This is a genomic window from Streptomyces sp. NPDC098789 (assembly GCF_044759975.1).
Classification (GTDB): Bacteria; Actinomycetota; Actinomycetes; order Streptomycetales; family Streptomycetaceae; genus Streptomyces.
This window is the reverse complement of the sequence record NZ_JBIWAJ010000005.1, coordinates 288470-300368: the sequence shown is the minus strand read 5'-3', so window position 1 is coordinate 300368 and position 11899 is coordinate 288470. Positions and strand designations below refer to the sequence as shown.

Here is an 11899-nt window from a genome sequence, read left to right as displayed (position 1 = left end):
TCACGGACGAGTTCGGCAATATGCCGGTCACAGTGCGTCCGATCGCCCTCCGTTGAAGGATGCTGGACTGTCATGGGCTCCACTCTTGTCATCACCAACGACTTCCCGCCGCGCCAGGGGGGCATCGAGACCTTCGTCCACGCCATGACCACCCGGGTCCCGGGCGGTGACGTCGTCGTCTACACCTCGCACGAGGAGGGGGGAGCGGCCTACGACGCCACGCTCCCCTTCCCCGTCGTCCGGGACACCAGCGGCATGTTGCTGCCGACCGGTCGGGTCACGAAGAAGGCCGTCGAGATAGCCCGGGCCCACGGCTGCGACCGGGTCTGGTTCGGTGCGGCCGCGCCGCTCGCCATGATGGCCCCGGCCCTGCGCGCGAACGGCGTGCGGCGCATCGTCGCCACCACCCACGGCCACGAGATCTGGTGGGCCCGGCTGCCCGGTGCCCGGCGGATGATGCGCCGCATCGGTGACGGCGTGGACGTGGTCACCTACCTCGGCGAGTACACGCGCTCCCGGATAGCCCCGGCGCTCGGTCCGACGGCCGAGCTGAGCCGCCTGGTGCCGGCCGTCGACGCGGACGCCTACCGCCCCGACCCGGACGCGGGCGCCGCGCTGCGCGCCGAACTGGGGCTGGAGGGCAAGCGGATCATCCTGTGCGTGGCCCGGCTGGTGCCGCGCAAGGGGCAGGACAAGCTGATCGAGGCGATGCCGCTGATCCGTCGACAGGTGCCCGACGCGGTGCTGTTGGTGGTCGGCCAGGGGCCGCACGAGGCCCGGCTGCGCAAGCTGGCGCTGCGGCACGGCGGCGAGGACGCGGTCCGCTTCGTGGGCGGCAAGACCCACCGGGAGACCCCCCGGTACTACGCGGCGGCCGACGTCTTCGCGATGCCCTGCCGGACCCGCAAGGGCGGGCTGGAGGCGGAAGGCCTCGGCATCGTCTTCCTGGAGGCGGCGGCCAGCGGCCTGCCGGTGGTCGTCGGCGCCTCCGGCGGAGCTCCCGACACGGTGGTCGACGGCACCACCGGGCGCGTCGTGGACGGCACCGACCCGGTGGTCGTGGCCGCCGTGTTGACCCGGCTGCTGCTGGACGCGGGACGGGCCGCGCAGATGGGCGCCGCGGGCCGCGAGTGGGCGCGTGAGTCCTGGTCGTGGGACGCGCAGGCGCAGCACCTGACCCGCCTGCTCGACCCGGCCCACGCCCCGGTCCCGGACGCGCGCACCTCCTGAGCCGGCGGAGCGCCGTTCCCGCGCCGGCCCCGGGCCGGCCCCGGGCCGGCGCGGGAACGGCGCACGGAACGATCTAGCCCTCGATCCACCCGTGGCCCTGGGCCACCTGGAGGAAGCGGTTGCGGACCTGGACGATCTGGGCGCCGGTCAGGGTGGGCACCGACTCCAGGAGCACCTCGGTCACTTCGCGCAGGTACTGGCTGCGGCTCAGCGCGTCGCACAGGGCGTCGTCGCCGGCCGCGGCCCGCCCGGTGGAGGTCCCCGTGGAGGCTCCGCCGGAGGCCGAGGCGGCCGCCGGCGGCGTCACGGGGGTGCCGTCCGGGTTCGTGGCGAGCCGGACCGAGGAGGCCTTCAGGCCGCGGTCCCCGTCCTCCACCTCGAATTCGAGCGCGGTCCCGGAGCGCACGTAGGACTCCGGGATCAGCATGTCGTTCACGTGGAGGAAGACGTCCTCCCCACCATCTTCCGGAGCGATGAACCCGTAACCCCGGGTACCGTCGAACCGGATCACACGACCAGAAACCACACCAACCCCCAATGGACTTCGGGCACCTGTGCCCGGACAACACCACCGGGCCACCCTAGTGCGCCGCGCGCCGGGGCGGGGGCGCCGCCGTGGTGATCCGTCAGCTCACACCGGCGACCCGCCCCCTCACACCGGCAACCCCGTCGGCTCCTTGATCCGCTTCATGATGATCTGCGAGTTGACCTCGGTGATCCCGGTCAGCGCGGTCAGCTGCTCGATCCACAGCCGTTCGTACGCCCGCAGGTCCGCGACCGCGATCCGCAGCAGGCAGCCGGGGCTGCCGAAGAGCCGGTAGGCCTCGATCACGTCCGGAATGTCCTGGAGGGCCGCCTCGAAGGCCTCGACGGACTCCCGGTCGCGGCGCACCTCGACCGAGACCAGCACCTCGAAGCCGCGCCCGACGGCGTCCGGATCGATCACCGCCCGGTAGCCCTGGATCACCCCGTCCTGTTCCAGCTGGCGGACCCGGCGCATGCAGGGGGAAGGGGTGAGGCCCACCCGCTGGGCCAGCTCCTGGTTGGTGAGCCGCCCGCCCTTCTGTAGCTCGCGCAATATTTCACGGTCGATGGCGTCCATGGAGCAATTATCACCCCTCGTGCGTTACATCTCGGGCTGAAATCGCAATCACATTGCGCGTAGATATTCCTATGATTGCTGGATACGAATACATGTACGGGGGCTATGCGGGGAAAGGCGGGCATCCATGGGACGGATCGTCGTCATCAGCACCGGCGGGACGATAGCGAGCCGGTGGCAGGGTTCGGGATTCGCGGCCGACGCCGACGGGCGCGAGGTCATGGCCACGGCGCCGCTGCCCGAGGGGATCACGGTCGAGATCGTCGACCTGTTCAGCGTGAACAGCCCCCGGCTCACCACCGCCCACCAGCTGACCCTCCTGCGCACCGTGCACGAGGTGCTCGCCGACCCCGACGTCCAGGGCATCGTCGTCACCCACGGCACGGACACCCTCGAAGAGTCCGCCTTCCTGGTCGACCTGCACCACCACGACCCGCGCACGGTCGTCTTCACCGGCTCGCAGCTGCCCATGGGCGCCACGGACGGCGACGGCCCCGGCAACCTCTACGACGCCCTGCTCACCGCCGCCACCACCCGCGGGCTCGGCGTACTGATCGCCTTCGCCGGCCGGGTCCACGCCGCCCGCGGAACCGTCAAGACCCAGACGCTGATCGCGGACGCCTTCGCCGACCCCTCGGGCGAGCAACTCGGCAAGGTCGGCTTCGGCAAGGTCACCGTGCTGCGCCACGCGGTGCGCCCGCGGGCGCTCGCCCTGCCCGCGATGCCGGAACTGCCGCCCCGCGTGGACATGGTCATGCACCACGCCGACGCCGACCCGGTGCTCTTCGAGGCCGCCGTCGCGGCCGGCGCGCAGGGCGTGGTCCTCGTCGCCACCGGCGCCGGCAACGCCACCCCCGAGATCGTGGAAGCGGTCCGCGCGGCCACCGCGCGCGGCGTACTGGTGGCGCTGACCACCCGGGTCGCGGCCGGACCGGTCACCGAGATCTACACCCACGGCGGAGCCGTCGACCTGGTCGCCGCCGGAGCCGTGAAGAGCGGCACGCTGCGCGCCGGTCAGGCCCGGATCGCGGTCCTCTCCGCGCTGCTGGCCAGCCAGGACCCGGCCGAGCGGGTGCGGATCCTGCACCGCTCGCTCGTGACCGAGAGCCCGGTCCTCGTCGACGCGTGAGCACGGTCGACGCCTGAGTGCGTCGGATCCGGGTCGTCGTGCGACCGACCCGGATCCGGCGGATCCGCCTCACGCTCCGGCGGGCCCGCCGCCCCGCCCGAAGGCCGCCAGCAGTTGGTCCGCCGCCGAGGTCGCGGTCACCGTGCCCGCCCGCACCCCCGCCTCCAGGCCCGGGGCCAACTCCCGTACCGCCGGGTCCGCCCGCAGCCGCCCGAGCAGCTCGTCACGGACCATCGACCAGGTCCACTCCACCTGCTGCGCCGCCCGCTTGGCCGCCAGCCGGCCGTCCGCCTCCAGCACCCTGCGGTGCGCTTCGAGCCGCTCCCAGACCTCGTCCAGCCCCGCCGACTCGCGCGCGCTGCACGTCAGGACCGGCGGGGTCCAGGCCGCGTCCGCCGGGTGCATCAGCCGCAGCGCACCGGAGAGTTCGCGCGCGGCCGCCCGCGCCTCCCGCTCGTGCGGACCGTCCGCCTTGTTCACGGCGAGCACGTCCGCGAGCTCCAGGACGCCCTTCTTGATGCCCTGGAGCTGGTCGCCCGTACGCGCCAGGGACAGCAGCAGGAACGAGTCGACCATCCCGGCCACCGTGGTCTCGGACTGGCCGACGCCGACCGTCTCCACGAGCACCACGTCGTAGCCCGCGGCCTCCATGACGATCATCGACTCGCGGGTCGCCTTCGCGACCCCGCCCAGGGTGCCCGCCGAGGGGGACGGCCGGACGAAGGCCGCCGGATCCACCGCCAGGCGCTCCATCCGGGTCTTGTCGCCCAGGATCGACCCGCCCGTCCGGGTGGAGGACGGGTCCACGGCCAGCACCGCCACCCGGTGTCCGAGCCCGGTCAGCATCGTGCCGAAGGCATCGATGAACGTCGACTTGCCCACGCCCGGCACACCACTGATCCCGATCCGGCGCGCGGCGCCCGTGTGCGGCAGCAGCTCCGTCAGGAGCCGCTGCGCCAGCACGCGGTGATCGGCCCGGGTGGACTCGACGAGGGTGATGGCGCGCGCGATGTGCGCGCGCTTCCCGTCGAGCACGCCCTTGACATAGGCCTCGATGTCGATCTTCGGGGGCATCGGGTCGCCGCCCCGCCTACAGCTCGTGGCCGAGGTCGGCGGCCAGTCGCGTCACCAGGTCGTGCGCCGCGTCCGGGATGACCGTGCCGGGCGGGAACACCGCGGTGGCGCCCATCTCCAGCAGCGTCGGCACGTCCGCGGGCGGGATCACCCCGCCGACCACGATCATGATGTCCTCGCGGCCCTCGTGCGCCAGCTGCTCGCGCAGCGCCGGTACGAGGGTGAGGTGACCGGCCGCCAGCGAGGACACGCCCACCACGTGGACGTCCGCCTCGACCGCCTGGCGGGCGACCTCCTCCGGCGTCTGGAAGAGCGGGCCGACGTCCACGTCGAAGCCCAGGTCGGCGAAGGCGGTCGCGATCACCTTCTGGCCGCGGTCGTGCCCGTCCTGGCCCATCTTGGCCACCAGGATGCGCGGCCGACGGCCCTCCGCCTCCTCGAACCGGTCCACCAGCGCACGGGTGCGCGCGACCGACGGGGACTCGCCTGCTTCGTTGCGGTACACACCGGAGATCGTACGGATCTGGCTCGCGTGCCGCCCGTACACCTTCTCCAGCGCGTCCGAGATCTCGCCCACGGTCGCCTTCGCGCGCGCCGCGTCCACCGCCAGCTTGAGGAGGTTGCCCTCCAGGCCCGATCCCGCACCGCGCTCGGCGGCGTTCGTCAGCGCCCGCAGACAGTCCTGCGTCACCGCCTCGTCGCGCTCCTCGCGCAGCCGCCGCAGCTTGGCGATCTGCTGGGTGCGCACCGAGGAGTTGTCCACCTTGAGCACGTCGATCAGCTCGTCGCTCTCCACCCGGTACTTGTTCACCCCGATCACCGGCTGGCGGCCCGAGTCGATCCGCGCCTGCGTGCGGGCCGCGGCCTCCTCCACGCGCAGCTTCGGGATGCCCGCGTCGATGGCCTGCGCCATGCCGCCGGCCGCCTCGACCTCCTCGATGTGCTGCCACGCCCGGCGGGCCAGGTCGTAGGTCAGCTTCTCGACGTACGCACTGCCGCCCCACGGGTCGATCACCCGGCAGGTCCCCGACTCCTGCTGGAGCAGCAGCTGGGTGTTGCGCGCGATCCGCGCCGAGAAGTCCGTCGGCAGCGCGAGCGCCTCGTCGAGGGCGTTGGTGTGCAGCGACTGGGTGTGCCCCTGGGTCGCCGCCATCGCCTCGATGCACGTGCGCGTCACGTTGTTGAAGACGTCCTGCGCCGTCAGCGACCAGCCCGAGGTCTGCGAATGCGTGCGCAGCGAAAGGGACTTGGGGTTCTTCGGGTCGAACTGCTTGACCAGGCGCGCCCACAGCAGGCGGGCGGCCCGCAGCTTGGCGACCTCCATGAAGAAGTTCATGCCGATCGCCCAGAAGAAGGACAGGCGCGGCGCGAAGGCGTCGACGTCCATCCCGGCGCCCAGCCCGGCCCGCAGGTACTCCACCCCGTCGGCCAGGGTGTAGGCCAGCTCCAGGTCGGCGGTCGCCCCCGCCTCCTGGATGTGGTAGCCGGAGATCGAGATCGAGTTGTACCGCGGCATCTTCTGCGAGGTGAAGGAGAAGATGTCGGAGATGATCCGCATCGACGGCTTCGGCGGATAGATGTAGGTGTTGCGGACCATGAACTCTTTGAGGATGTCGTTCTGGATGGTCCCCGCGAGCTTGTCGGGGGACACCCCCTGCTCCTCGGCCGCCACGATGTACAGCGCCAGCACGGGCAGCACCGCGCCGTTCATCGTCATCGACACCGACATCTTGTCCAGCGGGATCCCGTCGAACAGCTGGCGCATGTCGTAGATCGAGTCGATCGCCACGCCCGCCATGCCGACGTCGCCCGTCACCCGGGGGTGGTCGCTGTCGTAGCCGCGGTGCGTCGGCAGGTCGAAGGCGACCGACAGGCCCTTCTGGCCGGACGCCAGGTTGCGCCGGTAGAAGGCGTTGGACTCCTCGGCCGTCGAGAAGCCCGCGTACTGCCGGATCGTCCAGGGCTGGTTGACGTACATCGTCGGGTACGGGCCGCGCAGGTACGGGGCCACGCCCGGGTAGGTCCCCAGGAAGTCCAGGCCCTCCACGTCCCGCCCGGTGTACAGCTGCTTGACGCCGATGCCCTCGGGCGTCTCCCACAGCAGGTCCTCGGTGGCGGAGCCGGTGGACTCCTTCACCGCCGCCCGCCACTGCTCCTCGGACCCGGCGGGAGCGGTCCCGCCGAGCGCCAGCTCGGAGAAATCGGGGATGCTCACGTGGTCACTCCCATCCGGTCGAGTACGGAGGACAGCACGGCGACCGCGTCGCAGCCGGCGAAGACGTACTCGTCCACATCGTCCGCGCGGGTACCCGGTCGGCCCGCGAGGAAGACCGTCGTGGCGCCCGCGGCGCGCAGCGCGGCCGCCACCGCCCCGGCCCGCTCCTCGTACAGCGCGTCGCTGGAGCACAGCACGGCCATGCCGTCGGCGCCGCTCGCCGCGTAGGCCGCGGCCGCGGTGTCCGCGTCCACGGACACCGGGTCGTGCACCGCCTCGACGCCGCCCGCCTGGAACAGGTTGGAGGCGAAGGTGGCCCGACCGGTGTGGGCCGCGGCCGGACCCAGCGCCGCGAGGAAGATCCGCGGCCGGGCGCCGGTCGCCGCGAGGTGCGCGTCGGACCGGGCGCGCAGCGCCTCGTAGGCCTCGTCGCGGCGGACCCGCGGCAGTCCGCCCGAGGGCGCGGCGGGCGCGCTGTCGCGCACCACCGGCTTCTCGGACAGCAGCGGGAACTCGCTGACGCCGGTGATCGGTTCGCGGCGCTTGGCGAGCTTCTTGGACCGCTCGGCCCAGGTGGCGGCCAGTCGTTCGGCGACCAGGCCGGAGCGCAGCGCGGCGGGCAGGCCGCCCGACTTCTCGACCGTCTGGAAGAACTCCCAGGCGGCGTGCGCGAGTTCGTCGGTCAGCTGCTCGACGTACCAGGAACCGCCCGCCGGGTCGATCACCCGGGCCAGGTGCGACTCCTCCATCAGGATGGTGGAGGTGTTGCGGGCGATCCGGCGCGCGAAGGCGTCCGGCAGCCCGAGGTCCTGGTCGAAGGGGAGCACGGTGACCGAGTCCGCCCCGGCCACACCCGCGGCCATGCAGGCCACGGTGGTGCGCAGCATGTTCACCCACGGGTCGCGCCGGGTCATCATGACCGGCGAGGTCACCGCGTGCTGGCGCTGGGCGCCCGCCCCCGGGGCCCCGCACGCCTCGGCGATCCGGGCCCACAGGCGGCGCGCGGCCCGCAGCTTGGCGATGGTGAGGAACTGGTCGGCGCTGGCGGCGTACCGGAACTCCAGCTGCCCGAGGGCCGCCGCGGTGTCCAGGCCCGCGTCGGTGAGGGCGCGCAGGTAGGCCACGCCGGTGGCCAGGGACAACCCCAGCTCCTGCCCCGCCGAGCCGCCCGCCTCGTGGTAGGGGAGCGCGTCCACGACCAGGGCGCGCAGGCCGGGCCATCCGGCCGCCGTCTCCCGGGCCAGCTCCACGGCCCCGGCGAGCTCCAGCGCCTCGCCCGTACGTGCCTCGTGGCCCAGCGGGTCGGCGCCGAGGTTGCCGCGCGCGGCCTCGGGGGCCACCTCGCGCTCGGCGTACAGGCGCAGCAACTCCCGCGCCGCCCCGAGGAATTCGGCTCCGGCGTCCAGGGCGACCGGTGCGAGGTCCAGGTAGACCCCGGTCAGCGCGCGGTCCAGCCCCGCGACCGGAACGCCGTCCCGGCCGACGGTCAGCCACAGCGAGGTGACCCCGTTCTCCAGGTCGGCGAGGACGGCCTCGTTCAGGAGCGCCGGGTCGGTGTGCGCGAGCCGTTGGCGCACGTCCCAGCCCGCGGCGGCCGTGCCCTCGGCCCGGCCCCCGCGCAGGAAGGGCGCGAAACCGGGCAGGCCGATGGCGCCGGTGTCCGCGGAGCCCCCGGAAGCGGGTGCGGTGTAGAGCGGGCGCGTGCTGAGCCCGTCCTCGAGCGTGGTGGACAACGCGTTCTCAGCTGCCTCGCCGGATGCTTCCTTGCCCGACTTGCGCAGTACGCCCTCTACAAGGCGCTGCCACTGCTCATGCGTCGCGTCAGGGAACTCGGCGGCCAGGGAAAGCCCGTCATCAGGCAGGACCGTCATGGCTCGAATGCTAGGGGCGGCGCTAAAGCGAAGCCACCTTCCCTCTATGTGATCTGTCACTCTCGGTGCGTGGCGCTTCAGGACAGACCGGCGGGATCCCGGAACAACGGACCGAGCAACACGGTCGCCGCGGCCTGGGGGAGTACGGCGGGCCCGGCGTGCGGGGCGACGATCCGCCCGGGGCCCGCCGACCCCGGGGACAGCTCGGCCGCCGCCGCGCGGATTTCATCCAAATAGCCTTCGTGCAGGACGCTCGACAGCTCGGAGACCACCATCACGGCCGGGTTGAAGACGTCCAGGAGCAGCGCCGCCGCCCGCCCGACGGCACGGGCCCGCTCGCGCAGCAGCGCGTCCGCGCGCGGGTCCCCGGTGGCCGCCGCGTCGACGACCAGCCCGACGGAGGGCTCCGGCACGATCCCCCGGCGCACCGCCTCGACGCCGAGCGCCGTGTCGGACGCGGTGGCCTGGAGGCAGCCGGTACGTCCGCACGCGCACGGCACGGTCGACCCGGGCACCGGCAGGTGCGCCACGTCACCGGCCGCGGCCCCGGGCCCCTGGTGGACGGCGCCCTCGATGCCGAAGGCGGCGTCCACGACGTTGCCGATGAAGAGGTGGACCAGGCTGCGCCGGGCCTGCGGGTGCCCGAAGAGGATCTCCGCGTGCCCGACCGCGCGCGCGTGGTTGTCCACCCGGACCGCCACCCCCATTGCCCGGGCCAGCACGTCGGCCAGCGGTACGTCGCGCCAGCCCAACGCCGCGTGCCGGACCACGGTCCCGGTGTCGGGGCGGACCCACCCGCCCAGCGCCGCGCCGACCCCGAGCAGCGGGCGCCCGCCGCCGAACTCGCCCAGGAACCGGTCCAGTTCGGCCGCGACCAGGCCGAGCAGCCGGTCCGCACCGAGACCCTCCTCGTGGGGCAGGGCCCGGCGGGCCAGCACCTGCCCGCGCAGGTCGACCAGCCCGAGGACGCAGGCCCGTACCCCGATGTGCAGGGCCCCGGCCAGCGGGCCGCCGACGGCCCCGGTGTGCAGGTCCAGCGGGATCCGGGGCCGCCCCGCCGCCGTGGCGGGCCCGGCCGGGGGAGCGGGCACCTCGCGCAGCAGGCCGCGCCGGACCAGCAGGGTGGTCTGCCGGGACACGGCCGCCGGACTCAGCCCGCACAACCCGGAGACCGCGCTCCGGGCGACGGGCCCGTGGTCGAGCACGGTCCGCAACACCGTGGCGGCATTGGCCACCGCCCGCCCGTCCCCGGCCCGACGGGGCACGGCCACCCCGTCACGCTCACTGGCCCCGAACCTCAAACGCTCTCCTAGAACGAAAACGACCTCCCCCAGATCATGCCGGAGCCCCCGCCATCCAGCCCCGCGGCCCGAGCCGCCCGCCCATCCCCGGCCCCGCGGCCCGAGGCGCCCGCCCATCCCCGGCCCCGCCACCCGAGGCGCCCCCGCATCCCGGCCCCGCCACGAGAGGCGCCCCCGCATCCCGGCCCCGCCACCCGAGGTGCCCGCACCTCCCAGCCCCGCCGGCGTTTGAGGCGCCCCCGGAGGGCACGCGGACCCGCACCCGGCGTCGCAGCCCCACCCCTCCAGCCCCGCCCGGGGCCCCTCCCAGCGGTAGCCGGGGGAGTTCGAGGCGCCCCCGGAGGGCAGCGGACCGCCGCACCCCACCCCACCCGCCACCCCGTGTCGGTCGAACGCATGGCGCCCACGTTGCGGCGCCATGAAATCCACCAGGGTCGATCATGCGCCACCGGCCATCCCCCGCCCGGCGCGCAGCCGCAATAACCCCAGGTCAGGCGGGTCGGCAAGGCCACCCCCCACCGGACCCGGTGGCCGGTTCACACCCCTCCCCCAGGGGGTTGACCGGCGGCGGACCCGCTGACAGTCTCCGAGCCATGTCCGCGACCGATCGAAACGTCTCGCGGCTCCACACCCCCGGCGCGTGTACCGCTCCGGGCGGATGTCCGGGCCGCTGTCCGGCCCCTTCCCGGGCCTGACCGCCCCACCCGCGCCACCCGCGCCCCGCCACCCGCGCCCCGCGCCCAGCGCTCTGGTCGTGCCCCCTCCCCGAGCCACACCCGGGGAGCCGGGCCCCCGGCCCCGCCACCCGGAGCCACCGGCCCCGGTCGATCCCCTCCGGGCGGCGCGCGGCCCGTAGCCGCCGCCCGTACCGCCGCGCACCCCACCGCACCACGCCCCACCGCGTCCCACCACGCCCCGCGACGTCGCGGAGTCCGCCCGCCCACCCATATTTCTTCCGCTGCGGAAAGAATCTCCAGGAGGCTCTCATGACCACCGCCACCCACCCGGCCCCCGCCCCCGCCACCGCACCCGCCGTCACCGTCAAGAAGGTCGGCGGCCGGATCGGAGCCGAGCTCGGCTCCGTCCGCCTCGGCGGCGACCTCGGCCCCGAGACCGTCGCTCAGATCCGCGCCGCGCTCCTCACCCACAAGGTCGTCTTCTTCCGCGGCCAGGACCACCTCGACGAGGCCGGCCACGAGGCCTTCGCCCAGCTCCTCGGCACCCCCGTCGCGCACCCCACCGTCCCCTCCGCGGACGGGCGTTACGCCCTCGGCATCGACTCCCACCACGGCGCCCGCGCCAACCAGTGGCACACCGACGTCACCTTCGTGCCGGCCTACCCCGCCTTCTCCATCCTGCGGGCCGTCACCATCCCGCCCTACGGCGGCGACACCCTGTGGGCCAACACCGCCACCGCCTACGCCAACCTCCCCGCACCGCTGCGGGCGCTCGCCGACGGCCTGCGCGCCGTGCACTCCAACGAGTACGACTACGCCGCCCTGCGCCCCGACGCCCTCCCCGAGGCCCTCGCCCAGTACCGCGAGGTGTTCACCTCCACCACCTTCCTCACCGAGCACCCGGTGGTCCGCGTCCACCCCGAGACCGACGAACGCACCCTGCTCCTCGGCAACTTCGTCCAGCGCATCGAGGGCCTCACCGGCCGCGACTCCCGCGCCCTCCTCGACCTGTTCCAGGCGCACGTCGAGCGCCCCGAGAACACCGTCCGCTGGCAGTGGAGCGCCGGCGACGTCGCCATCTGGGACAACCGCGCCACCCAGCACTACGGGGTCGACGACTCCGACGACCACGAGCGCACCCTGCGCCGGGTCACCGTCGACGGCGACGTCCCGGTCGGCCCCGACGGCCGCTCCTCCCGCCTGATCAGCCCGGAGAGCGTCCCCGACCCGTCCTTCGGAATCCCCTCCGGCGCCTCCGTGACCGAGGCCGCCGCCGCCCCGGCCGCCGTCTGACCCCGCC

9 protein-coding genes are annotated in these 11899 nt (G+C 73.9%); 3 read left to right on the top strand and 6 right to left on the bottom strand.

The genetic code is table 11. The annotated features are described in order from the left end of the window. Positions 1-72: 72 nt before the first annotated feature. Positions 73-1230 carry a glycosyltransferase family 4 protein gene (locus ACIQWR_RS13865; protein WP_404008146.1) on the top strand — a complete coding sequence of 386 codons (1158 nt, stop codon included), beginning with the start codon at positions 73-75 and terminating at the stop codon, positions 1228-1230. Positions 1231-1303: 73 nt separating this feature from the next. Here the strand turns inward: ACIQWR_RS13865 and ACIQWR_RS13860 are convergent, their stop codons facing one another. Together ACIQWR_RS13860 and ACIQWR_RS13855 are read right to left on the bottom strand one after the other, a co-directional pair. Beyond that, the gene (locus ACIQWR_RS13860) at positions 1304-1741 is read right to left on the bottom strand and encodes a cold-shock protein (RefSeq protein WP_404008143.1); all 438 of its coding nucleotides are present in this window, start codon (positions 1739-1741) and stop codon (positions 1304-1306) included. A 141-nt stretch (positions 1742-1882) separates the two neighbouring features. After that, complete coding sequence (locus ACIQWR_RS13855; protein WP_404008141.1) at positions 1883-2332, bottom strand: Lrp/AsnC family transcriptional regulator; 450 nt, start codon at positions 2330-2332, stop codon at positions 1883-1885. Positions 2333-2459: 127 nt separating this feature from the next. On the opposite strand from ACIQWR_RS13855, the gene ACIQWR_RS13850 reads away from it, so the two are divergent. Beyond that, positions 2460-3461: an asparaginase gene (locus ACIQWR_RS13850; protein WP_404008139.1), complete on the top strand. Its 1002-nt coding sequence runs from the start codon at positions 2460-2462 to the stop codon at positions 3459-3461. A 69-nt stretch (positions 3462-3530) separates the two neighbouring features. Here the strand turns inward: ACIQWR_RS13850 and meaB are convergent, their stop codons facing one another. The 4 genes from meaB to ACIQWR_RS13830 all read right to left on the bottom strand — a co-directional run bounded on the left by meaB (position 3531) and on the right by ACIQWR_RS13830 (position 9886). Continuing rightward, positions 3531-4535 carry a methylmalonyl Co-A mutase-associated GTPase MeaB gene (gene meaB / locus ACIQWR_RS13845; protein ID WP_404008136.1) on the bottom strand — a complete coding sequence of 335 codons (1005 nt, stop codon included), beginning with the start codon at positions 4533-4535 and terminating at the stop codon, positions 3531-3533. Positions 4536-4551: 16 nt separating this feature from the next. Then, on the bottom strand, positions 4552-6750 hold the full coding sequence (scpA, locus tag ACIQWR_RS13840; RefSeq protein ID WP_404008133.1) for a methylmalonyl-CoA mutase: 2199 nt from the start codon (positions 6748-6750) through the stop codon (positions 4552-4554). Further along, positions 6747-8621: a methylmalonyl-CoA mutase family protein gene (locus ACIQWR_RS13835; RefSeq protein WP_404008130.1), complete on the bottom strand. Its 1875-nt coding sequence runs from the start codon at positions 8619-8621 to the stop codon at positions 6747-6749. The genes scpA and ACIQWR_RS13835 overlap by 4 nt, the downstream gene beginning before the upstream one ends. A 77-nt stretch (positions 8622-8698) precedes the next feature. Next, positions 8699-9886, bottom strand: a complete 1188-nt coding sequence (locus tag ACIQWR_RS13830) for an ROK family protein (RefSeq protein WP_404008498.1) — start codon at positions 9884-9886, stop codon at positions 8699-8701. Positions 9887-10908: 1022 nt separating this feature from the next. Between ACIQWR_RS13830 and ACIQWR_RS13825 the strand changes: the two genes are divergently transcribed. Then, positions 10909-11892, top strand: a complete 984-nt coding sequence (locus ACIQWR_RS13825) for a TauD/TfdA dioxygenase family protein (protein WP_404008127.1) — start codon at positions 10909-10911, stop codon at positions 11890-11892. Positions 11893-11899: the final 7 nt, after the last annotated feature.